Origin of the sequence: Sulfuricurvum sp., from assembly GCF_019163035.1 — a bacterium.
In the GTDB taxonomy this organism is placed as follows: Bacteria; Campylobacterota; Campylobacteria; order Campylobacterales; family Sulfurimonadaceae; genus Sulfuricurvum.
Genome location: NZ_JAFLKV010000079.1, coordinates 1 through 23,473, shown reverse-complemented (window position 1 = coordinate 23,473; position 23,473 = coordinate 1). Strand labels below are relative to the sequence as shown.

Here is a 23,473-nt window from a genome sequence, read left to right as displayed (position 1 = left end):
ACCTCAGGGAAAAATGAGAACAGCGAGTATGAAAAAACGACCCTCAGCCGTTTGATCGAAAACAGCGATGTCATCTCGATCCACGCACCATTGAATAAATCGACGGAGAATTTGATCTCCCACTCCGAATTGTTGCAGATGAAAGACGGTGCGGTATTGCTCAATCTCGGTCGCGGTGGAATCGTCGATGAGGATGCCCTCTCGGTCATTATCGACGTCAAACCGATCTTTGTCGGACTCGATGTCCTCGCCAAAGAGCCGATGAAAACGCCTCACCCTCTGTTATCGGTCAAACATCCGGAGCGCCTTTATATCACTCCCCATATCGCATGGACATCCCGCGAAGCACGCGAACGTCTTATCGCAGCTACCATAGACAATATTCGTAGTATTTAACCAAAATACTACGTAATTCTCCCTCTTTTAGGAATCTTTTAATCAAAGAGTGCTAATACTATAATAGAGACATATATCCAAAAAGAGGTAGAGTGAAAAAAGCAAGTGATATCAAGCGGTTCGGTTCTTTCGTAAAACAGGTTGTTGCCCTATCCGCTATTTTTGGAATTACTATTTTTGGATTGTATTGGATCATGGTAAGCCAAAGCAATCAAAACCCAGTAAAAGATCAAACTAAACAGACCGGACGAATGATCTTTACGATGTATTACACCGCAATGCAAAATGGGTGGGGCAAACATGAAATTGACACCATGACCGAACGGATTAATGATGGGCAAAAAAATCTTCATGTCAAACTCTATCGCGGCCCTTTGGTGGATGCTCTGTATGGAAAACGTGAAGGGCAGTCTCCGTTTGAAATGATGAATCAAGATGAGATGGAATTGTTTGAAAATGGGATGATCCATTATCACTACACGATCAAGTTTGAACAAACGTGCTTGAAATGTCATACCAATGCGAAGGTAGGAGAAGGTGCAGGTATGCTTGAACTGGTTTTCCCGATGGGGGAGTTTTGGGTAAGCAGTACCTATGTGTTCAAAATCATTGTTGCCATTTTTATCGTAACACTCTTTTCAATTTCGTTTGTACTCTATATTATGCTTAAACGTCAGTTTATTAATCCGCTTGATAATTTTGTCGATCAGGTAGATTCGGTGGTGACGAAACATAACTTGCGCAAAGAGATTGTCCTTAATACCTCGATAGCCGAACTAGACCATTTGAAAAATGTTTTTAATAAGATCAGGGGAGAACTGGCAGATTCTTTTGAATCAATTCAAACATCGGCAGAGGTGGATGAATTAACAGGGGCATATAATAGGCTTAAGCTCAATCAGGTATTGGCACAATATGGACAAAGTCATCTTTCGGCGTCAATTATCTTATTTGATTTGGACAAATTCAAACCGATCAATGATACCTATGGACATGATGTGGGTGATGAAGTGCTTAAGCGATTTGTGTCGGTTGTTCGACAGAATTTAAAAGGGCGAGATTATCTTTTCCGCATAGGGGGAGATGAATTTATGGCATTGTTACCGAATACATCGACTGAAGATGCCGGATCGATAGCGAGACAGATTGATTCTGAGCTTCTAAATACCCCCTGTATCTGTGAAAATGGAATTATCACGATTGAATGCAGTTACGGTATCGCTTACAGTGATGATACGACCCATACATTCAATGAACTCTTCCGAAGTGCCGATCAATCTATGTTTTCGGATAAAAAAGCGAAAGATGCAGCTCGTTAAATAGTTTAAAAAAGATGTAATAATGCTGGCAATATGAAGGCAATGCCTAAAAAAACAATCGAAGTGGTAAACACCTCCACCGTCACGGTGCGAGGGGAACAGTTATAGAGAGATGCAAGATTGACATTCGCTACCGCCAGCGGGACAATCAGCTCTAAAAACAAAATCCCTTTCACGACCCTATCCATCTCCACCATCCCTAACACAACAAACGCAATCAGCGGAATGAGAATAAATTTCGTCCCGTTGATCCATGCGGTAAGTCGTAGATTGATTTCACCTAATTTAATGCCGTAGAGATAAATCCCAAACAACACTAACTGCATCGTCATGGAGGCATACGCCCCCATCATCAGTGTTTTATCCACCGCAGGGCTGGGGACATATCCGATAAGATTTAGTGCAATGGCGACCATAGCTGCCCACAATACGGGGAGTTTGAGAATATTCATTAGTGAGTCGCGTGCACTAAATTCTCCGCGTGAATAATAAAAGACTCCGATGGTATAAACCACAAAAACATTAACGAGATTGATGAGGGTGAGATAAGGGACACTCATCTCCCCAAATAGCGCGATCCCCAGCGGGATACCGAGATTTCCAGTATTTCCGATCAGTGCAGCGACGGTAGCAATGGAGCGCTCTTTTGTATCACTAAAGAGCATTTTTGTTAAAGGGATCATCAACAATAGGGCTAAAAGGGAGATTCCCAGATAAAGGGCAGGTGCAAAGAGAAGTTCCGTATCGATAGGGCGTTTGAGTAATCCCCAAAAGGTGAGAAAAATCTGTAAAAAATAGACACTGAGGAGCGTTATGGTACGGTCATCTATTTTTTCTTTGAATGTCCATTTGGCTCCATATCCGACAGCGATAAAGACGTAGATACCTAGTATTGAGAATAAAGTTTGCATGTGAAATTATATCTTTTAAAACTAGAATGATTTTTTGTATTTTATCATTGTTACAATATTTCCTTATACCTTATTTAAATTTTTTATTGAAGTTATTTTCAGATTTAATTAATTAAATCATATATAAAATCAAATTAAGATCAATCTAAAATGGTCAAAAAAAACAATGGAGATGAGATGCGTATAAAAACGTTGGGCATTGCACTGTTGATGGCAAGCGGTTTGTTTGCGGGAGAAAATGGATTTTATGGTGGCCTTGATATTGGAGATTTCAAGCTGAATGGAACGGTGACATCTGGTGCAAATACTTATAAAGGGCATGAATCAGACTCTGCGTATACTTTTAAAGCCGGATATTATTTTAATGATAATAATCGTCTTTATGCTTTTTATCAATATGTAGACACTGATGTGAGCAGTGCATCCTTGAATCAATATGGCGTTGGTTATGATTATATGGTTGGAGAAAATGCGATCAAGCCATTTATTGGTATTTTGGCAGGGCGAATTAACAGTAAAGTGGATAATACACTAGATAAGTTTGATATTTCGGGTAATTTTGTAGGAGTCCAAGCGGGAATTAGTTACGCTATAAATACTAATTTATCAGTTGAAGGCGGATACCGTTATTTAAATTATAGTAATGTCGATGGTTTAGAAAGTGTAGATAATGTAAAAGTTGAGAGTGATTCAGCACAAAGCTGGTTTGCCGGAATAAACTACAAATTCTAAACAATCTTTTCTCTCCAAATTCCCGCTAAAGCGGGAATCTACAACCTCTTTTTTTCTTAGAAGCAAGAATATTTTTTGCACAATGTTTCAAACTAACATAACCATTTTAGTCGTGACTGAGCGGTGATTAAGTACAATCGCCACATTGCAAAGGAGTTTTATGTCCAAAGTATTGATTATCGGTAGCGGCGGTGCGGGGTTGGTAAGCGCACTTTCAGCCCATGAATCGGGTGCTGAGGTGATCGTTGCCTCCAAAACCCTACCGACCCGTTCCCAAACCTCGATGGCACAAGGGGGGATGAACGCTGTTTTAGGCACCGAAGACACAATTGAAAACCATATTTCCGATACCCTCAACTCTTCCGCCGGATTGGGAGATGAGAGTCGAATCGCTTTTATGTGTGAGAGGGCTCCTGAAGCAGTACGTTGGTGTAATAGTATCGGTTTGCCGTTCAGCCGTAATGAATCGGGAGAGATTGCGCGCAGACGACTCGGCGGTGCAAGTGCGCCACGTGCGTGTTATGCTCAGGACTATACGGGGCTTAAACTCCTCCATACCCTCTATGATCAATGTCTAAAAGCAGGTATCGAATTTAAAAACGGCCGCTTTTTGCTCAATCTGATCACGGATCATGAGACTAACCGTGTGTTAGGGGCTACATTTCTCGTTATCGAAACAGGGGAAGTAGAAGAGATCCGCGCCGATGCAGTTATCCTCGCGACAGGCGGGTATGGCAATCTTTACGGCAAACACTCGACCAACTCAGTGCAAGCGAGCGGGGATGGGTTAGCGGCGGCGGTACGTGCGGGGGCGCGCTTAGCTGATATGGAGTTTGTCCAATTCCATCCGACGGCACTCAAAGGCTCTTCGATTTTGATCAGTGAAAGTGCTCGCGGTGCAGGGGGGCATTTGCTCAACGCTAACAAAGAGCGTTTTACCGATGAACTAGCCCCACGTGATGTTGTGGCACGTGCCATCCACGATGAGATGGCTAAAAGCGGAGCCGTCTATCTCGATATTCGCCATTTGGGAGAAGAATTTATCACTCATGAACTCCCCCAAGAGCGTAAACTTGCACAGATTTATGAAGGGATCGATCCGGTGCATGACCTGATCCTGATTAAACCCTCCGCCCACTACAGTATGGGGGGGATCGAAGTCAATACACAGTGTATGAGCAGTGTGCAGGGGTTGTTTGCCGTCGGTGAGTGTGCGAATCATAAAACACACGGAGCTAACCGTTTGGGAGGCAATTCGCTTTTAGAATTGGTCGTGTTTGGACGTGAATGTGGCAATAAGGCATCCGAGTATGCAGATATGCACCCTGCTCCTGCTGTGGAAAACAGCCAGTTAGTCAAAGATACGAACTTCGTACGCGGAGTGATGTATTTCACTAACCAAATCGATTTTTATCAAAAACAAGAGATGTTAGCGAATATCTTTTATAACAACGTCGGTTTGGTACGTGATGATATGGGGCTTAAGGCGGTTCTCGGAGCGATTCGTCAGATGCAGAAAGAGTTGCCGTTTATGGGACCGCGTGACAAGTCAAAAATCTGTAATACCAATCTGGTCGAATTTATCGAGTTTGGAAATAAGATCGAGTTGGCGGAGATTATCGTTGTTTGTGCGATCAGTCGAGTCGAGAGCCGGGGGGCACATTATCGGGTCGATGCACCACAAAGGAATGATCGAATGTTCGGAGCTCACACAATTACATGGAAAGAGGATGGAGTGCTATGCGCGGATTTTATGCAATGAATGAAGATATAGATGATGAGTTTGAGGATGAGTTTGAGGATGAGTTTGAGGATGATGAAGAGAATGAGCGAGAATGGTGCGATTGATGGAAATAACTATTTTACGCGGTGAAGAATCACAATCCTATAAGGTCGAGTTAGAAAACGTTACACTTTTGAGTGTTTTGAATCACATTAAAACCAAAATCGATCCGACACTCACCTATTCACATGGATGTCGTAGCGGTGTGTGTGGAAGCTGTGCTGTCAGAGTAAATGGGCGTGAACAGCTGATGTGCGAATACAAACCCAGTGATGGTGATAGCGTAGAACCGATCCGAAATGTCCGTGTTATCCGTGATTTGGTGGTGGATAGCACTATTGTTGAACGATTTAATACGCTAGCAACCACATGGAGCGAGACGAGTAGCAATGAGAGTGTGAGCAGTGAAGCGATGGAGCGGATCGAGACTCAAAGCGATTGTATTTTGTGCACCTCATGTTATAGTGCCTGTCCTGTTTATGCGGTAAACCCTGATTTTATCGGTCCCTTTGCCCTCACTCGTGTTTGGCGTTATGTAAATGATCCTCGTGAAGAAAACGGTGATAGCAAAATGGCGACCGTCCAGACTAACGGGATTTGGGACTGTACTCTTTGTGGATCGTGTGTCCCTGTTTGCCCGCAAATGATTGCTCCGATGCAGGATATTCGAATGCTACGAACCAAAAGCGGCATGTTAGGTTATCCCGATCCAACCATGAATTTTGGGGGAGGTTTTGATTTGGGAGGATGGAATTTTTAAAACTTTGGTGTTAGATATGTTATACTAATTGTTATAAAATAGTTAGGACATTCACATGGCATCAGAACACTCTCTCGATATCTCTGCAAAAATTGATCTTCAAGCATTCAAAGATGCGATTGCCCAATCTGAAAAAGAGGCAATCGGTCGTTATGATTTTAAGGGGATCACCTACGAAATCACCTATCGTGAAAAAGAAAAACAGCTTATCCTCCTCGCTTCCAGTGATAACAAACTCGACGCACTCAAAGATATTGTGATCGCACGCCTTATTAAACGGGGGCTCTCTTCCAAAGCACTGGAAGAGTTGAAAACGGAGGATGCGAGCGGCGGGGCGCGAAAAGCGACCTATAAAATCGTGGACAGCATCGAGTCCAAAGAGGCGAAAAAAATTATGGCAGAGATTAAAAATCTTAAAACCAAAGCAAGTGCGGCGATTGAGGGTGATTATATCCGTGTGAAATCCAAACAGATTGATGAACTCCAAAAGATTATGGCACATATCAAGTCCCTTGAGTGGGATGCGCCATTGGTATTCGAAAACTTTAGATAGAGGGTAGGATGAAGCAAAAAACGTATAAACGGATCGATAAACGGTTAATCACCGAAGGGTCACAAATCGATTTTAATCTTTTTTTGCCCAATGAAGCTAAAAGTGCAATGAGTCTCTTTTTGCAAAGTGACACGGCGGTGGATGGCAATACGAAGGTCAAGCTTCGAGAAATCGAATGGCTTTATGTTGACGAAAAAGATGAAGCACTCTATCAAGAGTATGTCTCCCGTCATCTTCAAAGTATTGCCCAAAACAGTGATATTCCGACAGAGCAAAAAGCGCGACTTGTTTATGCAAAAGCGGTCGAATCGATAGATTCAATGTTTAATAACCCTGAATCGCTGAAAAATGTCGAAAATGCACAGCCGGTTGTTAACAGCTTTATCGATATTATTCTTAATGATACCAGTGCCGTTGAATCGTTGATGCAGATTACGGCGCATGATTACTATACTCATACTCATTCGATCAATGTTAGTATTTATACACTAAGCTTGGGTTCTTTTTTAGGGATAAAGGGAAAAGATTTGGAAGTGTTGGGGATGGCGGCTATCTTGCATGATTTAGGGAAAAGCAAGATCGATTATGAGATTATCAACAAAAATGGCAAGCTCACCGATGAAGAGTTTACCCAGATGAAAAAACACCCTGCGCTAGGACATGAAATTGCGTTAAAGCTGGGGATTGAAGATGAGCGGATTTTGAGCGGTATCCGTCACCATCACGAAAAGCTAAACGGCGGAGGATATCCTGATAACCTCAAGGGAGATCAGATTGGCTATTTCGCGCGTATAATCGGTGTATGCGATGTCTTTGATGCCTTATCAACCAAACGCTCTTATAAAGATCCTATGACCTCTTTTAACTCTCTTTTATTGATGAAACAGCAGATGGAGGAGCATTTGGATATGGGTCTTGTGAACGCCTTTATTAAAATGTTACATACGCAAGGAAAATGATGAAAAAAATGACAATAGCCGATGCAGCGGAGTATTTCAATGTTTCCAAAGAAGCTATCCATAACCGTATCCGACGCGGTAGTTTGGATTGTATTGTTGATAACGGGGTAAAATATGTGGCAGTTGAATCCCCCAAGAATAGCGCTTCTACTACAATCGTAAACGATAATCGCTACACAACCTACATTGAGCAAGAGAATGAACGGCTCCGCGACAAAGTAGATGTTCTCGAAAAAGAGACGACTCGTCTACGGGATCAGCGTGAGCAAATGCTGATTGATGAGCGGGTTAAAGTGGAACAGATTTATAAAGAGCGGGATGCGCAGTTGCGTAGTGTTCTTCATGTGGTTGCGACCAAGTTTCTTTCCCATGTGAATACTGATACGGTGATGGAAGAAGCGAATGGAGTTGATGCGATAAATGCCGATGTCGTGGAGAATGAGATCGAGGAGTGGGTGTCACTGAAATCCTTTTTGAAACTCAAACGTTATAACGATAAAGAGAAAAAGAAGATAAAAAACCGTTTTGAAGCGTTAGCGGATGAGGATATTCGTCTCAGCAGCAGAGAGGGGAAAATCTTTTTGAACCCTTCTGAATACGATTATTCGGATTTGTTGCTTTAGGCAACAACGGATGTGAAGCAAATACGTATTTTTCGGCGCTATGATGAGAGTCGGAGAACGGCGTATGTTGAAATTGAAAAGTGGTTTATCGATGTCGGAGACATCTTGGATTTTGACCTTTTTCTGCTAGAGGGGGACTACTCTGAGAAAACCATATTTTTGCCTAAAAATACCCCTGTAGATAGTAATAGCAAAAAAGAGATGGACGATCATCGCTCCCTCTTTGTTCGTCAAAGTGATCTCCCTGTTTATGAACTGTTTGTTGATAAAGTCGTCCAAAGTGCCGCCCGCAACGAAAAGATGCCTATAACCAAAAAAGCAGCTGTTATCTATCGCCAAGCATCGGTTATTCTCGATGAGATGTTTGAAAATCCCGAAGAGCTTGAAAACGTCCCAAAATCAAAAACGGTAGTTAATACGTTTATTGGTACGATTTTTAGCGATAAACACGCGATTGAATCGTTGATGAAAATAACGGCGTATGACTACTATACCCATACCCATTCAATCAACGTTTGTATCTATTCACTGAGCTTAGGGTCGTATTTGGAGTTGAATTCGGTTATGCTTGAAGAGTTGGGTACGTCGGCATTAATGCATGATTTGGGTAAATGTCGAGTCGATCCGAAGATTACCAATAAAAACGGAAAACTAACCGAGAGTGAGTTTGAAGCGATGAAACATCACCCACTCTATGGTTACACGATTGCGTTGAAGATCGGTGTTCATGATCGACTCATTCTCGATGGGATACGTCATCACCATGAAAAGCTTGATGGAAGCGGATACCCTGATGGGTTGATGGGGAAAAGTATAACACTGTTTGCTCGAATAATCGGTGTGTGTGACGTGTTTGATGCCCTCTCGACTAAACGATCCTACAAAGATAGAATGAGCTCTTACGACACACTAATGCTGATGAAAAAGACGATGCAAAACCATCTTGATATGGAGCTGGTGGATGCCTTTATCCGAATGCAGCAGCACGACGATATTTTATCGGCGCTTTGAGGGATACCGTTTTTCTGCTGGGTTAGGGCGCGTTTGTTGAGATTTTGCTCGGTTGAGGTTGTTAAAACACCCCTGACAGATCGCAAACTCCGCGTTTGGCGCTAACGGCTTTCCGCACGTTTTACATCGAGGGACGAAGTGGCTTTGTTGGAGGGAATTTTCGATAAAACGGTTTAGCTCCCCGCGAAACAGTCGTGCTTTTTCCGCATCCACGAAAAACTCCGCCATTCGGTACGACAGCCACAGATACAAACTGATCTCTTTGATCCGATCTTCCGCCTCTTGGAGCTCTTCCATCGATAACGCATAGTTCCCTAATTGCTTCGGCGGGATATAAGCGATCGGTTTTTTCTGTTCCAATGCCCTCACATAACGCTCGAATGATGCCATCACGAGGGGTGATGAGGTGGAGAGGGGTGCGGTAGCGAGGGTGTATTTGGTGCGCATATCGAGATCGTAACGGTCGATAATAGCAGAGGCTTCCTGCATAGATTCGAGATTGGCGGCACGGAACGGTCCTTCGAATTTCATGTTTTGGACGAAAAAGTCGACGATGGCGGAGAGCGATTTCTCCTCCAAAATATTGGAAACGAGCATGATATGATCAAAATTCGCCATAACATTAAACGGCAGTGTTATAGGTTCGATGTTTTTGGTAAAGAGGCTAGTAACGGTTTTGAGAACATCTCCCGTGAGCGCCCCGACGTACCCTTTTTCACTTAACCCATAACGTCCCGCCCGTCCCGAAATCTGCCGAACTTCGGTGGCGGTGAGGTTGCGCTGGTTTTGGCCATCGAATTTGTCCGCTTTGGAAAAGAGCAATGTTTTGATCGGGAGGTTCAGCCCCATACTGATCGCATCGGTGGCGACGAGGATATCGGTCTCCCCTTCACGGAAACGGCGTGCTTCTTCACGGCGCACTTCGGGGCTTAGATTGCCGTAAATAACACTGGTCTTGTACGTTTTAGAGAGCTGTTGTTTGAGTCGTAGGGCGTTAGAGCGGGTAAATGCGATAACGGCAGTTTTAGGTTCTATAGCGGTGATAGGGGTGGCCGATTTGAGGAGTTCGAGGGGATTTTTGCGCTCAAACTCGACAATCTCCAACGGCTCACCTAGATATTCAGCTAACGCGATAATCGCTTCGCGGGCATTGGGTGATCCCGTCATAATAACGGTTTTAGCCGGAGCTCCGATGATAGCATTTGCCCACGCCCATCCCCGATCACGATCATCGATCATCTGCACCTCATCGATAACACAGCAATCCACTTCAACTTCGAAACTGAGCATCTCTATGGTGGAGCTGATATGGGTGGCATCTTCGTCGAGAAGCTGTTCTTCCCCTGTGATCAGCGATGCACTAACCCCATCATCCCGGAGGCTCTCGTACCCCTCTAATGCTAACAAACGTAACGGCGCGAGATAGTATCCTGTCCCCGCCTTTTTGAGGTGTTGAAACGCCGTATAGGTTTTACCGCTGTTCGTGGGACCCGTGTGAAAGATCAAACGGCGTCGCAGTGAGCGTGCCAGTGGGAAGAGGTTTTTAAAATCGCGTACCGTTCGCGCTAACAGTGCTTGGCGTTGACGTTTGAGGAGTTCACCCGCAATCCGTTGATCGTAGGAAAACAGTACACGTCGTGATGTTTTGGAGCTGATATGAGGAGTCAGGGTGAGATATGGCAAGAGTAGCTCATAGACGATAGTGTAAAGTGACTCTTCGTCCATGTCCAAAAGTTTGGAGCGTTCACGGCACTCACTCACCAAATGCTCTAACTCACCCAAAAATGCCCGCTCTTCGTGGATGCTTTGCTCCTCTACCATTGTAGTGATAGTGAGCTCCTCTTCATTCCAAATTTGTCGGCTCAGCTCGTGCGCATCCAAATGGAGTGAGAGGGTATATTCGAGCGGCACCTCTTTGCGAGGAAGCGGGAGCTGTTTCTCAATCTCGATGATCAAATCATCGCTCCCTACCGAAATGAGGGGAGTACCAAGATGACGCGCCAAAACGTCGCGTAAAACATCGATGTTAAGTGATCCGTAGGTTTGGGTCGATGGGGGTGCACTTTTGAGCGAAGCGATTATCTGCTCACGATTTAGATAGCGATGATTTGCGAGATTAAGGGCGGATAAAAAGAGGTTTGTTTGCTCTTGTTTTTGGTGTGTTAGGGCATTTTTAAGCTCACTTATTTCAGGGACTAACACTTCTAAAGTCTCTTCGTGGAGCCGTTTTTCATTTAGTGGCGGTGTTTTAAGGACATGAATTTTAGTAAAGGTTTCCGTATCGATGCGATAGGTGATTGGGGCATAATACTCTAATGTATCATCAAAATTAAATTTCCCCTCTAACGCTTTTTCAAGTGCTTCACGTTTTTTGGTATAGCGGATATGTTCTAGCTTTCCTGCTATTTTGTCAGCGGTAATTTTACGGGTACGTATATCGATAAACGAGGCGTGCAGATCACGTCGTTCCGCTTCAGTAATCTCAAAAGTCTCTAAGAGTTCATCAATTTTCTCTTCTCGCTCATGCGGTTTTTCTTTGGGTTTGGGGTTTGGGTAAATTTTCCCCTCATGTTTGAAAAACGCGACAATCATTTCGCGGTTGTCGCTCTCCCCCTCCGACCATAAACGGCGAAACGTTCTAATCAAGGAAGTTTTATCGGTTGAACCCTCAAATATCCCCAGAGTGTGGGCGAGGGCGATAAGTACCTCGGTCGGGACTCGCTCAATACCCTCATCAAATCCCTCATCGCCGAAAAAATGGCGAATGGATTGGTTAAGTTTTATCATTTTTTTCTTTTTCTTTGCCATAGTGTAAGTGTAGCCTAAAATCCTAAGGCTAAAGCATTTATTGTTTTGATAAACTTTCGCAAAATGATAGATAAAGGGGCGGAAATGGTCGATCTCAATGTCGATGAATGGACGCAGGAAGAATTTTTACGTAACAAAAAACAGCTTGAAGCAAACGGGACAAAAGTGCTCCTGATCGATACGATACTAAATCCCATCGACGGTGCCGAGACGACACTGTATGCTCCTCCATTGTTGAAATCAGAACCGGAGGGGAGCGTGTTTGTCTTTTATTGCGACAGTGGTAAATCCTCCAAAGCACGACTGGGAGAATTCCGAGCCAAATTTCCGAACCATGTGTGTATCAGTTTGCGTGGAGGGCGAGGGTATTGGCGCAAGAATCTGCGAGTATAACCCAAGCGTGTGAAGCGTTTGTTCGATCTCTCGAAGAGGGGCGTTATTATGATGCTCATGAGGATTTGGAGTCTTTGTGGCATCCTCGCCGCGCAGAGGAGAATGATGAGGTACGGCTGTGGAAAGGATTTATTAATGCGGCGGTTTGTTTTGAACTCATCAAACGGGGGCGACCCAAGCCATCAGAGACAGCGTGGCAAACCTATCTCAAATATTCTCCCCTACTAGAGCATCTTGTAACTCCCCATAAACAACTCTACGTTAAAATAGTACAAATCATAGAACGACAAAGGGGTAAACTATGTCCGAGTTCTTAAAAGCGATGGCATTTCGTCATGCGTGCAAAGCGTTCGATACTGAAAAACAGATTCCGAGCGAGCAGTTTGACTCGATATTGGAAGTGGCGCGAACCTCTCCTTCATCCTTTGGGATGGAACCGTGGAGATTGATCGTTGTTCGCAATCCGAACTTGCGCAAAGCGCTCAAAAGTGCGTGTTGGAATCAAAATCAGATCACTGAGTGTTCTGAGTTGGTGATCTTTACGACCGATAACGATACGGTGCGAAGCGACAGCCCTTATGTGAGAAAGATGTTTGAGCGTCGAGGATTGCCTACAGAAGCCGTCGATATGTATATGGGTGTCTATGAAAACTATTTAAAACCCATCGAAGAAGATGAGATTTTACTAGAGAACTGGACAGCGAAACAGTGTTATATTGCCTTAGGGAACATGATGACCTATGCTGCGACACTAGAGATCGACAGTTGCCCGATAGAGGGGTTTGATAAAGAGGAAGTTGAAGCGATTTTGGATCTCGAATACGGTCACAGTGTTGCCGTGATCTGTGCGTTCGGGTATCGCTCAAAAGCGCAAAGTGAGCAAAAACGGCTTGATCTCAAACAGATCGTAGAGATTCGCTAAGGAGAGAGTATGTTACAAAAAATCGAACATGTTGAAACCAAGATCGAGCATTACACCGATTTGGCGATTAATTACGGTACCGAATATGGATTAAAGATTCTCGGAGCTCTCCTTATTTTCTTTATCGGGAAGTGGATTGCACGTAAAATTGTCATGTTGATGCGCAAAGGGATGGATCGTGCCAGTATCGATCAAACGTTGATTTCGTTTGCGAGCAATGCGATTTATGTGGCATTGATGGTGGCGGTGCTCGTTGCGGCGGCTAGTAATCTGGGGATCAACACCACCTCGTTTGTCGCGGTATTCGGTGCGGCAGGTTTGGCGATTGGCTTGGCGCTCAAAGATACCCTCGCCAATGTCGGTGCGGCAGTGCTGATTATCTTTTTTAGACCGTTTAAGGTGGGGGATTTTATCGAAGTATCGGGAGTGATGGGGACGGTAAAGATTATCAATCTTTTCTCAACCACGTTGACGACAGCGGATAACCGCTCGATCATTATCCCCAACGGCGCATTGATCGCGGGGAATATCATCAACTACACCGACAACAAAACGCGACGAATCGATATGACGTTCGACATCGATTACAAAGATGATCTAAAACTTGCCAAATCGATTATTTTAGAGATTTTGCATACGAATCCGAAAGTGCTTCCTGATCCAGAGCCTATCGTTGCGGTAGGTGCATTAGGACAGCATTCTGTTCAGTTGGTTGCCCGTCCGTGGGTAAACGTGACAGATTACGGGGATACGATGTTTGAGATTACTGAAGCCGTTAAATTGGCATTTGATCAAAACCACATCACCGTTCCGTTTCCTCAGATGGTGACGCACGTCAAACACGAAGAGAACTAACGGTTATTGACCCGAAATGCGAGTGTCGCTCCCAATGCGGCAACCGCACCTGCAACAAAAAGATACGTCGGTGCGTATTGATAAACCACTCCCGCCCCGAGCGCTCCCGCAAATCCCCCAAGTCCGTACGAAATACCGAAGAAAAACTGCTGAGCAAGACGGCGAGCTTTGTAAAGTGAAAATAAGACACTGATCGATACCGTATGAAAGAGGGCAAAGCTAAAGGCGTGAAGACTCTGAGAAGCAAACAAAACAACCAGTGAGTTAGGAAACAGAGCGACTAAAAGCCATCGAAAAGAGGTGATAGCGGCAGTTATCCATAGCAAGGCATTGAGATTACGATGGAGTAATTTGCCTTGAAAATAGAACATGATGATCTCTGCGATAACTCCGAAGCTCCAGAGCCATACGGTGGTGTCTAATGAAACCCCGTGGTCAGTGGTATAGATGGTGAAAAAGTTATAAAAAGGGCCGAAACTCACCTGCATCAGGAAAAAACCGATCCAGAGGGGAATATGGTCTCGGATCGTGAACCGGCATTCTGCACTAGTAGCATCACATTCGCTATCCGAGGTATGACGTTCTCGCCATCCGATCAATGCTCCAAACAACATCGTTATAAATGCCATAGCGATTAGAAATGTGATCCCGACATACGGTGTACTAAGATATTTGACCAAAATCAAAGCGATAGCGATAAATCCGAATGAACCGAAAAGACGGATTTTCCCATATCGCTCTTTTCCGATTTGCTCCAATGCGATCACTTCGATATAGGGGAGAATGAGGGCAATACCGATCCCAAAGAGTATATTGACCATCAGTAGAGGCCAGAAATGCTCCAATGCGGGATAAAACCCTCCCGCTCCCAGTGTCATAAGGGCAAGAGCGGCAAAAAATGTGCTCTGACTGAGCCGAAACCCACGAAGAAACAAAAACGGTATCGCGAATCTAACCAATGGTGCGGAGGCGAGAATAATACCGATAGCAGAGGGTTCATACCCTACCTGAGAGAGAATTTTAGGGATAAAAATGACATGTACCCCGATGAGGGCAAAATAAAAAAAATAAAAGAGGGCGATTAAAACAGCCACGTTAGGGGACGCGGATTACGGCGGTGCCGCTGATGAGATCGTGCAGGGCGCGTTTGTCTTTTCGAAATAAGCCAACAAAAAATCCGATTAGCGTGATAAATGAGAGGAAATAACCGATAAAACGGAGGATTAGTTTCCAATAGGGGGCATTTTGAAGGGTTGAGGCATCGACGACACGGATGTGAGAGAGTTTTTTCCCTGGGGTTTGACCGTTATGGTGCCAGAACCAAACATAGGTGAGGAGAAAAAGGGATATTTGAGTGATGGATGCTATCGGGTTTGGGGGATTGCTCTGTGCTTTTGGATTATGGACTAACACGTCCAATCCACTAGCGGTGTGCATCTGATCGTAACCGAATAACATCATCGTGATAAGGGATATTGGGAGCCCAATCATAAATATATCAGTTGCAAATCCCGCAACGCGTGGCCAAAAAAGGGCAAAAAGTGTTTTAGTCTTAGGGGGGGAGGATTGTTTTTTAGTTTTAAGGGTGCGCCATCTCATGGTGAAAGTATAACGTTATTACTATTCGTTTACCAAGTTGATTCATAATGTTGACATCCCAAATGACAGCAGCAGGTCTTGGGTCAGCGTTTTCTCATTCATCACTCACTCCTTAAGCTTCAAAGTTCCGGCGTTCATCCTAATCGCCGGAGTCCTTATCCTAAAAAATGATTTTATTAACGTTTGATACCAAGAAGAGTTTCGAGAAGTGTATCAGAAGTAGTAATGGTTTTACCATTGGCTTGATATCCGCGTTGGATAATAATGAGCTGTGTCAATGATTTAGAGAGGTCAACGTTTGATGCTTCGAGTGCAGAGGATTGCATAAATCCACGTCCTGCCGTTGCCGCTGTACCAATGATCGGATCTCCTGAGTTAGCCGATTGCAGATAGACGTTTCCTCCATCACTCACTAATCCCTCATTATTTGAAAATTTTGCCATCCCAATTTGTGCAAGTCCGAATGAACGTCCGTTGGAGAATGATCCGACTAGCGTACCGCTTTGGTCAATACGGATACCGACGAGATCTCCTCCTGGGAAACCGTCTTGGCTGATACCGCTGGTTCCGGATGGATTATCGAAGCTGGTCATTCCGTCAAACTGGTTAATTGATCCAAAGTTCAAGTTAATGGTTTGGTTAGGTGCAGAGCCGTTGTTTGCGGTATAGGTCAAACTCGGGATAGTCGCGAGGGCAAGCGCTCCGGTGTTGGTAAAGCTGATGCGCCCGGCATCTAAATTTGTTAGCTCATTTTTATTGATCGTCCCTCCGATATCGCCAGGTGATGGGACACTTACTTCGTAAACCCATTCGGTTCCCCCTGAAGCAGAGAGGGCTGTTTTACGAAAATCGAGACGTAGGGTGTGTTTGGTTCCGAGTGAGTCAAAGACATCAATACTAGCTGAGTGGGTTGCAGCATTAAACGCTTGACTGAGTCGTGAAATGGATGAACCGGTGGTCAATGTACCGGATAGAGTTTGAAGATTTTGGGTAAATCGGGTGTTCTCAGTAACCCCGGCTGAGGTTAATCCAGTGACAGAGACCCGTAAATCGTATTCGTCGGTTCCTGCACTTCCAGGATTTTTGATCTCGAATTGCCCTTTGCTGTTGATTTCAACGGTAATGGCACTATCTAACACTCCATTATTAGCTACGGTGTGGTCATCCCCCACAAGACGGGCATCGTGTTGCATTTGTGCACGCAAATCTTCGGTTGTTGTAAATTGACGTTGAGATGCAGTTGCAGTGGTTTCCCCGATCGGAACAGCACCAGCATCGATAAAGGTATATTGGAATGCGGTGATATCGCTTCCCGCGGTTAGACCAGTTGCTGCAACGTCTGAGGTTACAGTAAAACTAATATTTTTACTGACAGCGGTTGTCCCTCGGGTATTATCGTTGGTGAGAACTAAAACAGCAGGGTTGACTGGATCTGGTGAAGCGCTTACTCCAGTAGTTGCAGTTTGAGCATTAATTTTAGCCGCGATGGTACTGGCTGCTTGTGCTGCGGTCTCTGTTCCGGTAAATGTCATCGATATAGCAACGCCATTTACATTGATTGCTAAAGCACCTGCCCCAGGAGCAGCAACTGTTTTACTGATGGTTGAGGGTTTGTAACTGGTCCACATCCCTTGACCCTGTTGAAGATTGAGAGCACTACCGCTCGCATCAAACAAAACATTAAAAAATTCAGGGCGGTCATCATCGGAAGTGTTAGCAAGACCGTCAATACCAGTTTTATCGAGGGCATTCGTGTCAAGGGTATAAATAGGTTTGAATTGCTCAACTTTATCCCCGGAACTGAGGTTTGCTTTGATGACGACTTCACTACTTGCTTGTGCCGGAGTCGTTAATCCAGGTGGAATTTGGATACTGGAGATCGGTGCGGTGGAATCTACCAGACCTGTTTTTTCATCTCGAACCCACCCCTGAACGATGAATCCGTTATTATCGACGAAATTCCCTGCCGCGTCAAATTTAAAGTCCCCGGAACGGCTGTATTTATAGGTATTTCCCCCATCGGAGCTGACGATAAACATACCGTCCCCTTGGATAGCAACGTCGGTATTTTTATCGGTATTTTGGATCGAACCCTGTGAATGGATACGGGTAACAGAACTTACCGTTGTCCCAAGTCCGATTTGAACGGCATTTTTACCGCCGATTTGACCTTGTGGAGCAGTTGCAATTTGGTTGGTTTGGGCTAACAGGTCAGAAAAATTGGCACGCGAATATTTATATCCGATCGTATTAACGTTAGCAATATTGTTTGATTCAACGTCCATTGCAATCTGATGCGATTGCAAACCGGTAACACCTGCGAAGAGTGATCGTAACATAATATGTCCTTTTTATGACAAAGTAAAATTTAAAAGCAAAAATTATTCCAATTAACGATGCATTTGCAACGCTTTTTGGATTAATTCATCTCCGGTGGTAATCGTCTTAGCATTGGCCTGATAGGCCCGCTGCATAATGATCATATCTGTAAGCCCTACATCAAGACGAACATTAGAGTTTTCAAGTTGTCCGCTATTGATTATGGCGCCCGAAATGGGGTTGCCGGAAGCATCGGTCCAAAAGAGGGGCTTGCCGCTACCGCTACTATCTTGAAATTCCGTATTTCCAATTCGGTTTAATCCTTGATCGTTTCGAAAATGGTATACCGCTATCCGACCGATAGCACTTTGTCGACCATTGGAAAAATCGGCGACAATAACTCCGTTGGGATTGATTCCGTATTTGGTCAATGTTCCGCCAGAGACGCCATCTGAGCGGGATGATCCACTGGCGGCAAGACCGTCTATCGAGATAACGCCGTTGAAACTGTTGCCCAAATCGACGGCTACGGAGGTGCCATCATTATCCATAGAGGTAATATCACAACTGCTTAACCCGCCTGAGCCATCAAAAATAGCTTGACCATTTTTGGTGCTATAGACTTGACTTCCATCATTTGAGGTGACCGTTGCAACAACGTCCCATGCAATACCGGTGGAGGGTTGAACGGCACTTTGGGTAAAAGTTAATTTTAAACGATTTCGCTCATTGGTACCGCTAATCACATCGGCACTTATGGTATGGATTTGATTATCGGGGGGCAAATTACCGAAAAATTGGGCTTTAGTGGTTGGTTCAACGGGATAGGCAAGGCGTGTTGGAAACTCTAGCATTTCTTGAGCATCTACGCCTTTTAGATCTGCTTCATTGGTTGGATCATTAACAACATAAGCACCGATAGCACCATTGATGGTTTTGTCACCGTAATCAAAAGACCCATTATACGAATAGTTGGTCAGCATGGTTCCTGTAACATATTTCCCTTCCGTAGTGGTTAAACGGGCAACTGAAGAGTTGACATCACCCGCTGTTTTTTGGACTTCATCGAATACAAAGTTTCCGGCACGGGTATATGACATCGCTTCGCCTGATACAATCCCAAACCAACCGTTTCCACTGATAGCAAGATCGTTAAATCGCTCTGATGCGAGGAGAGAACCGTTTTGCATTTGAGTGGTGGTGCTTTGAAGCCGTGATCCGATACCGATATCGTTGGATGTCGGAGTCTTCCCTGCACTTCCAAGTGCATTGGTAAAAAGATCGGCAAATTCAGCAGTAGAGCCTTTATACCCTACAGTATTGACATTGGCGACATTATCGGCGACGACATCCATCCCTAGCTGATAGGTCATAACCCCCGATATTCCAGAATAATAAGCCTGATTCATTACAACATCCTTAGTTGTTTGTTATTTCTGCAATCGTACTAAAATCGATGTAGCTGGATCCGAGTTTGGCATAAGTCACTCCACCGTCAAATTTGATCGATTCGATTGGATAACGTCCAACGCGAGATGTAGCTGCTGTCCCATCTGTTTTGGTATAAGAAGCTTCGGCATAGTATATTCCGGCATCAAGAGCTTTTCCGCTTGCATTGAGACCATCCCATGAATATTTTGCAATTCCTGCATTCGTGGCGCCTATTGGCATACTGCGAAGGGTGTTTCCACTGCTGTCAAGAATATTTACATTGCCACTGGCAACATTGTCTGGTAAATAAATTTCAAAATCTGATGTTGCCCCGTCTTCTTTAACAATAGCATTACTGCCGGTATCCGCTATTTTACCGATAGCGGAAATTCCCGAAAACTGCATTGATGCAGTAAGAGAAGCTGCCAATGTTTCAAGTGCTTTATTGGTATTTTCATTTGCCTCTAAGGTCGCAAGTTGTGAGGTTTGTGTTAAAATTTTCTCACTGTCCATCGGAGAGGTTGGGTCTTGGTATTTGAGCTCCAAGAGCAACAATTTAAGGAAGTCGTCTTTGCCTAAGGCACTTTTATCTACGTTTGTTGCAGCCGTAGTTGCGCCGGTATAAGCCGTATCTGCTGTGTAAGCTCCATAAGCGTTAATAGCCATAATATCCTCCTTGGATTACGCGTAGTGCGGAATGATGATTTCAAGAGCACTTAACTGCTCTTTGTTGAGTTCGAGATCTTCGAACGACTCGTAGGCACGGAAGCGATTTTTTTGTTGCTCTTGCTGTTGCTGTCCTGCTTGTTGTTGATTGCTCTGACTATCGCCTCCGGACATAAAGTTCATAGTGGCATTGGTGATCCCCTGAGAGGCTAACTGCGCTTTGAGCTCGCTGGCATTGTGTGCCAAAAAGGCGACACTGTTGGTATTGTTGGATTGAATATTGACATGGACGTTATTGCCGCGCTGAACGAGGGTTACTTCCACTTCACCCAGTTTTTCAGGATTGAGCTTCATCGTGAGGCGGGTAAAGGGAGGTTTATATTCCTGAACCGCCTCTTTGAGGTCGCTCGCGAAGAGTCGCATACTTTGTTGAGCCTCTTTTGATTTTACTTCGAGTGATTCCGCTTTCGGAACATGGAATGTTTTAGGCGATTCGCTTTCGACCTTTTGAGTACTTGATGATTCGCTTGAAGACTCTTTCTTTTCATTAACCCCTTGCAACAGAGCGATAAGCGCATCGGACTTAGCGGTTGAGGTTGTTGTAAGAGGCGATATCTTTAACGGTTCACTTTTGTCGGTTACGGGTGCTGAAGCCACTTCGCTTGTAGGTTTATCAAGATTTTGAAGCAATGTTTTTAGCGGTTGGGTATCAGCTTTTTCTAATTTTTCTTGCGTGGATGCTTCTGTTGAAGTGGATGTTTCTGTTGAAGTGGATGTTTCTGTTGAAGTGGATTTGGTACTTTTTTGCTCTTTCCCTTTTAATTCACTGAGAAGCTGTGTAATCGCTTCCATAGGTGACTCATCTTTGATAACGGTTGCGGGAAGAGCGGCAACAGCTTTCGTTTCAAAGAGGGGTTTAGAGAGTAATTCAAGGGAAAAATCAGCTTGTTCTTCAGGCTCTTTAATGAGTGTTGAGAGCGATATGCTCTGCGGCTCTAATCCCAACTTCTCAGCTAATTTAATCAAGCCCCCTAACGTTTTCGGGAGTGTTTTTGGGTCTTCTTGGTACTCCGGACTTTTAGCTGTAATCTCATTTTTGAGATAATCTTTAGCCCGATTGATTAGAGTACGCACCTGCTCATTGGAAAGATTGCCGAGAAACTCTGTCGAGATCAGTTTTGTCTCTTTCTCATCATTGCCAGTGAGTACTGCTTGGCGCTCTTTGATTTGAGCTGATTTTGGGTCTAATGTCTTAGAAGGGATATTTTTCGGATCGATAACCGCTTTGAAATCATTGCTTTTTACAACTTTTGGTTCATCAGTTTTGGTTTCTACACCGATTGAGGACAAAAGCTTTGCAAATAAATCATTTGATTTTGTCGAGGGTGAATTTTTGGTATTTCCTCCCAATAGATCGATGAGTGACTTTTGAGATTTGTTCTCTTTGGTTTGAATGATCATGAGTGATCCTTGTGAGCGAATATTATCCGCCCTTTTGTTAAAGTAGTTAAGCAAAGCAAAAAATATTCCACTCCTGTCGGTAATATATAAAGTAACAATACAATTTCGACTTAACATTTCCTTAACCTTATGTAAGATATAATCCGCGAAAATCTTTGCCCTCATTTTAAAGGACAGCAATGCAAAAAATTCGTAACATCGCCGTAATCGCACACGTTGACCACGGTAAAACGACTTTAGTTGACGGGTTGCTTAAGCAATCTGGTACATATGGAAGCCACGAGCAAGTGAATGAAAGAGCTATGGACTCTAACGCCCTTGAAAAAGAGCGCGGGATTACCATTCTTTCTAAAAATACAGCGATTCGCTTTGGCGATCATAAAATTAACGTTATCGACACTCCGGGCCACGCCGATTTCGGTGGAGAAGTTGAGCGTGTATTAAAAATGGTTGACGGGGCTTTGATCCTTGTTGATGCGTATGAGGGTGTTATGCCTCAAACGAAATTCGTTGTTAAAAAAATGTTGGCTCTTGGACTCAAGCCAATCGTTGTTATCAACAAAATCGATAAACCATCCGCTGATCCTGAGCGTGTAGTAGACGAAGTATTCGACCTATTCGTAGCAATGGACGCGACGGAAGATCAACTCGATTTCCCAATTATCTATGCTGCAGCTCGTGATGGTATGGCGAAACTCAATATGTCTGACCCTGATGGTGACTTCACGTGTTTGTTCAACACTATCCTAGAAAAAGTGCCTGAGCCTACTGGTGATCCTGAGAACCCAACACAATTACAAGTTTTCACATTGGACTACGATAATTATGTTGGTAAAATCGGTATCGCTCGTATCTTCAACGGTAAAATTGCAAAAGGGGATAACATTCTCCTTGCAAAAGCCGATGGTGAAATGGTCAAAGGGAAAATTTCTAAATTGATCGGATTCATGGGCCTTAACCGTATGGAGATCCAAGAAGCAGAAGCGGGTGATATCGTTGCTGTTGCCGGTATCGAAACGGTAGATGTTGGGGATACGATCTGTGATCCACAAAATCCTATGCCACTTGACCCTATGCATATCGAAGAGCCTACGTTGACCGTTGTTTTCTCGGTTAATGACTCTCCCCTTGCAGGTCAAGAGGGTAAACACGTTACCGCAAACAAAATCCGCGAGCGTCTTGATTCTGAAATGAACACCAACGTAGCAATGCGTTATGAAACTGTCGGAGAAGGTAAATTTATCGTTTCCGGTCGTGGTGAGCTTCAAATCACGATTCTTGCAGAAAACATGCGTCGTGAAGGGTTCGAGTTCGGTATCGGACGTCCTGAAGTTATCGTAAAAGAGATCGAAGGGGTCAAATGTGAACCGTTCGAGCACCTTGTTGTTGACCTTCCGGCAGACAATGCAGGTACGATCATCGAGCGTCTCGGTCGTCGTAAAGCGGAAATGAAAGCAATGGTACCAATGGGTGAGGGCTTTACTCGCGTAGAGTTCGAAATCCCTGCACGTGGTTTGATCGGTTTCCGTGGTCAGTTCTTGACTGATACCAAAGGTGAGGGTGTAATGAATCACTCATTCCTTGAATTCCGTCCTTACACCGGTAACGTTGAGAGCCGTCAATACGGAGCATTGATCTCTATGGAAGACGGTGTTGCGTTAGCGTACTCATTGTTCAACCTCCAAGATCGCGGTGTCCTTTTCACAGCGCCTCAAACAAAAGTGTACAAAGGGATGATCATCGGTGAGCACAGTCGTTCAAACGACCTTGACGTTAACCCGATCAAAGGTAAAGCACAATCAAACGTACGTTCTTCAGGTGCCGATGAAGCGATTAAACTCGTTCCACCACGTGATATGAACCTTGAGCGTGCATTAGAGTGGATCGAAGACGATGAACTTCTCGAAGTTACACCGATCAGTATCCGTATCCGTAAACGTTGGTTAGATCCTAGTGATCGTAAACGTTACGG

At 44.3% G+C, this 23,473-nt stretch carries 22 protein-coding genes; 14 read left to right on the top strand and 8 right to left on the bottom strand.

The features are described 5' to 3' along the window. Positions 1–396, top strand: a 396-nt coding sequence (locus JZU62_RS06215; RefSeq protein WP_295012970.1) for an NAD(P)-dependent oxidoreductase, incomplete at its 5' end; no start/stop codon positions are given. Positions 397–488: 92 nt separating this feature from the next. Further along, complete coding sequence (locus JZU62_RS06210; RefSeq protein WP_295012967.1) at positions 489–1,715, top strand: GGDEF domain-containing protein; 1,227 nt, start codon at positions 489–491, stop codon at positions 1,713–1,715. 5 nt (positions 1,716–1,720) lie between these two features. Here the strand turns inward: JZU62_RS06210 and JZU62_RS06205 are convergent, their stop codons facing one another. Further along, a complete protein-coding gene (locus JZU62_RS06205; RefSeq protein ID WP_295012965.1) occupies positions 1,721–2,626 on the bottom strand; it encodes an AEC family transporter in 906 nt (301 codons plus the stop codon). Positions 2,627–2,803: 177 nt separating this feature from the next. Here JZU62_RS06205 and JZU62_RS06200 point away from each other — a divergent pair, with 177 nt between their 5' ends. The 7 genes from JZU62_RS06200 to JZU62_RS06170 all read left to right on the top strand — a co-directional run bounded on the left by JZU62_RS06200 (position 2,804) and on the right by JZU62_RS06170 (position 9,047). After that, positions 2,804–3,358, top strand: a complete 555-nt coding sequence (locus tag JZU62_RS06200; RefSeq protein ID WP_295012964.1) for an outer membrane beta-barrel protein — start codon at positions 2,804–2,806, stop codon at positions 3,356–3,358. A gap of 160 nt (positions 3,359–3,518) precedes the next feature. Continuing rightward, entirely contained in the window at positions 3,519–5,120 is a 1,602-nt protein-coding gene (locus JZU62_RS06195; RefSeq protein ID WP_295012961.1) for an FAD-dependent oxidoreductase, read from the top strand. A gap of 73 nt (positions 5,121–5,193) precedes the next feature. Beyond that, the gene (locus JZU62_RS06190; RefSeq protein ID WP_295012959.1) at positions 5,194–5,901 is read left to right on the top strand and encodes a 2Fe-2S iron-sulfur cluster-binding protein; all 708 of its coding nucleotides are present in this window, start codon (positions 5,194–5,196) and stop codon (positions 5,899–5,901) included. Between the two features lie 55 nt (positions 5,902–5,956). Further along, positions 5,957–6,454, top strand: a complete 498-nt coding sequence (locus JZU62_RS06185) for a YajQ family cyclic di-GMP-binding protein (RefSeq protein WP_295012957.1) — start codon at positions 5,957–5,959, stop codon at positions 6,452–6,454. Between the two features lie 8 nt (positions 6,455–6,462). After that, positions 6,463–7,413, top strand: a complete 951-nt coding sequence (locus JZU62_RS06180) for an HD domain-containing phosphohydrolase (RefSeq protein WP_295012955.1) — start codon at positions 6,463–6,465, stop codon at positions 7,411–7,413. Then, positions 7,413–8,036 (top strand): DNA-binding protein, encoded by a 624-nt coding sequence (locus tag JZU62_RS06175; protein WP_295012953.1) that lies wholly within the window; start codon positions 7,413–7,415, stop codon positions 8,034–8,036. The genes JZU62_RS06180 and JZU62_RS06175 overlap by 1 nt, the downstream gene beginning before the upstream one ends. Positions 8,037–8,048: 12 nt before the next feature. After that, a complete protein-coding gene (locus JZU62_RS06170) occupies positions 8,049–9,047 on the top strand; it encodes an HD-GYP domain-containing protein (RefSeq protein ID WP_295012951.1) in 999 nt (332 codons plus the stop codon). Here JZU62_RS06170 and JZU62_RS06165 read toward each other — a convergent pair. Then, positions 9,033–11,834: a helicase-related protein gene (locus JZU62_RS06165; protein WP_295012948.1), complete on the bottom strand. Its 2,802-nt coding sequence runs from the start codon at positions 11,832–11,834 to the stop codon at positions 9,033–9,035. The two genes, JZU62_RS06170 and JZU62_RS06165, sit on opposite strands and share 15 nt — an antisense overlap. A 105-nt stretch (positions 11,835–11,939) precedes the next feature. Between JZU62_RS06165 and JZU62_RS06160 the strand changes: the two genes are divergently transcribed. Genes JZU62_RS06160 through JZU62_RS06145 form a run of 4 tightly spaced genes read left to right on the top strand, consistent with a single transcriptional unit; the run spans position 11,940 to position 14,025 of the window. Next, a complete protein-coding gene (locus JZU62_RS06160) occupies positions 11,940–12,248 on the top strand; it encodes a hypothetical protein (protein WP_295012947.1) in 309 nt (102 codons plus the stop codon). Continuing rightward, positions 12,224–12,565 carry a DUF309 domain-containing protein gene (locus JZU62_RS06155; protein WP_295012945.1) on the top strand — a complete coding sequence of 114 codons (342 nt, stop codon included), beginning with the start codon at positions 12,224–12,226 and terminating at the stop codon, positions 12,563–12,565. The genes JZU62_RS06160 and JZU62_RS06155 overlap by 25 nt, the downstream gene beginning before the upstream one ends. Next, a complete protein-coding gene (locus JZU62_RS06150) occupies positions 12,550–13,170 on the top strand; it encodes an NAD(P)H-dependent oxidoreductase (RefSeq protein WP_295012942.1) in 621 nt (206 codons plus the stop codon). Before JZU62_RS06155 ends, JZU62_RS06150 begins: the two co-directional genes overlap by 16 nt. A 9-nt stretch (positions 13,171–13,179) precedes the next feature. Beyond that, a complete protein-coding gene (locus JZU62_RS06145; protein ID WP_295012940.1) occupies positions 13,180–14,025 on the top strand; it encodes a mechanosensitive ion channel domain-containing protein in 846 nt (281 codons plus the stop codon). Here the strand turns inward: JZU62_RS06145 and JZU62_RS06140 are convergent. From JZU62_RS06140 to JZU62_RS06115, 6 genes are all read right to left on the bottom strand, one after another. Continuing rightward, positions 14,022–15,119, bottom strand: coding sequence for an MFS transporter (locus tag JZU62_RS06140; RefSeq protein WP_295012938.1), 1,098 nt, complete (start codon positions 15,117–15,119; stop codon positions 14,022–14,024). The two genes, JZU62_RS06145 and JZU62_RS06140, sit on opposite strands and share 4 nt — an antisense overlap. A gap of 1 nt (position 15,120) precedes the next feature. After that, on the bottom strand, positions 15,121–15,624 hold the full coding sequence (locus JZU62_RS06135; RefSeq protein WP_295012936.1) for an RDD family protein: 504 nt from the start codon (positions 15,622–15,624) through the stop codon (positions 15,121–15,123). A gap of 176 nt (positions 15,625–15,800) precedes the next feature. Then, the gene (flgE, locus tag JZU62_RS06130; protein WP_295012934.1) at positions 15,801–17,963 is read right to left on the bottom strand and encodes a flagellar hook protein FlgE; all 2,163 of its coding nucleotides are present in this window, start codon (positions 17,961–17,963) and stop codon (positions 15,801–15,803) included. A 51-nt stretch (positions 17,964–18,014) separates the two neighbouring features. Further along, complete coding sequence (locus JZU62_RS06125) at positions 18,015–19,352, bottom strand: flagellar hook-basal body complex protein (RefSeq protein WP_295012932.1); 1,338 nt, start codon at positions 19,350–19,352, stop codon at positions 18,015–18,017. A 10-nt stretch (positions 19,353–19,362) separates the two neighbouring features. Beyond that, a complete protein-coding gene (locus tag JZU62_RS06120; RefSeq protein ID WP_295012930.1) occupies positions 19,363–20,040 on the bottom strand; it encodes a flagellar hook capping FlgD N-terminal domain-containing protein in 678 nt (225 codons plus the stop codon). A gap of 15 nt (positions 20,041–20,055) precedes the next feature. Further along, the gene (locus JZU62_RS06115) at positions 20,056–21,501 is read right to left on the bottom strand and encodes a flagellar hook-length control protein FliK (RefSeq protein ID WP_295012928.1); all 1,446 of its coding nucleotides are present in this window, start codon (positions 21,499–21,501) and stop codon (positions 20,056–20,058) included. A 179-nt stretch (positions 21,502–21,680) separates the two neighbouring features. Between JZU62_RS06115 and typA the strand changes: the two genes are divergently transcribed. Beyond that, on the top strand, positions 21,681–23,473 hold a 1,793-nt coding region (gene typA / locus JZU62_RS06110; protein ID WP_295012926.1), incomplete at its 3' end, for a translational GTPase TypA.

Excerpts from the sequence above, each read along its gene's own strand:
- JZU62_RS06125 (WP_295012932.1), bottom strand. The coding sequence starts at position 19,352 with ATGAATCAGGCTTATTATTCTGGAATATCGGGGGTTATGACCTATCAG.
- JZU62_RS06195 (WP_295012961.1), top strand. The coding sequence starts at position 3,519 with ATGTCCAAAGTATTGATTATCGGTAGCGGCGGTGCGGGGTTGGTAAGC.
- JZU62_RS06190 (WP_295012959.1), top strand. The coding sequence starts at position 5,194 with ATGGTGCGATTGATGGAAATAACTATTTTACGCGGTGAAGAATCACAA.
- JZU62_RS06160 (WP_295012947.1), top strand. The coding sequence starts at position 11,940 with ATGGTCGATCTCAATGTCGATGAATGGACGCAGGAAGAATTTTTACGT.
- JZU62_RS06205 (WP_295012965.1), bottom strand. The coding sequence starts at position 2,626 with ATGCAAACTTTATTCTCAATACTAGGTATCTACGTCTTTATCGCTGTC.
- JZU62_RS06150 (WP_295012942.1), top strand. The coding sequence starts at position 12,550 with ATGTCCGAGTTCTTAAAAGCGATGGCATTTCGTCATGCGTGCAAAGCG.
- JZU62_RS06135 (WP_295012936.1), bottom strand. The coding sequence starts at position 15,624 with ATGAGATGGCGCACCCTTAAAACTAAAAAACAATCCTCCCCCCCTAAG.
- JZU62_RS06165 (WP_295012948.1), bottom strand. The coding sequence starts at position 11,834 with ATGATAAAACTTAACCAATCCATTCGCCATTTTTTCGGCGATGAGGGA.
- JZU62_RS06145 (WP_295012940.1), top strand. The coding sequence starts at position 13,180 with ATGTTACAAAAAATCGAACATGTTGAAACCAAGATCGAGCATTACACC.
- JZU62_RS06120 (WP_295012930.1), bottom strand. The coding sequence starts at position 20,040 with ATGGCTATTAACGCTTATGGAGCTTACACAGCAGATACGGCTTATACC.
- JZU62_RS06180 (WP_295012955.1), top strand. The coding sequence starts at position 6,463 with ATGAAGCAAAAAACGTATAAACGGATCGATAAACGGTTAATCACCGAA.
- flgE (WP_295012934.1), bottom strand. The coding sequence starts at position 17,963 with ATGTTACGATCACTCTTCGCAGGTGTTACCGGTTTGCAATCGCATCAG.
- JZU62_RS06200 (WP_295012964.1), top strand. The coding sequence starts at position 2,804 with ATGCGTATAAAAACGTTGGGCATTGCACTGTTGATGGCAAGCGGTTTG.
- JZU62_RS06115 (WP_295012928.1), bottom strand. The coding sequence starts at position 21,501 with ATGATCATTCAAACCAAAGAGAACAAATCTCAAAAGTCACTCATCGAT.
- JZU62_RS06185 (WP_295012957.1), top strand. The coding sequence starts at position 5,957 with ATGGCATCAGAACACTCTCTCGATATCTCTGCAAAAATTGATCTTCAA.
- JZU62_RS06175 (WP_295012953.1), top strand. The coding sequence starts at position 7,413 with ATGAAAAAAATGACAATAGCCGATGCAGCGGAGTATTTCAATGTTTCC.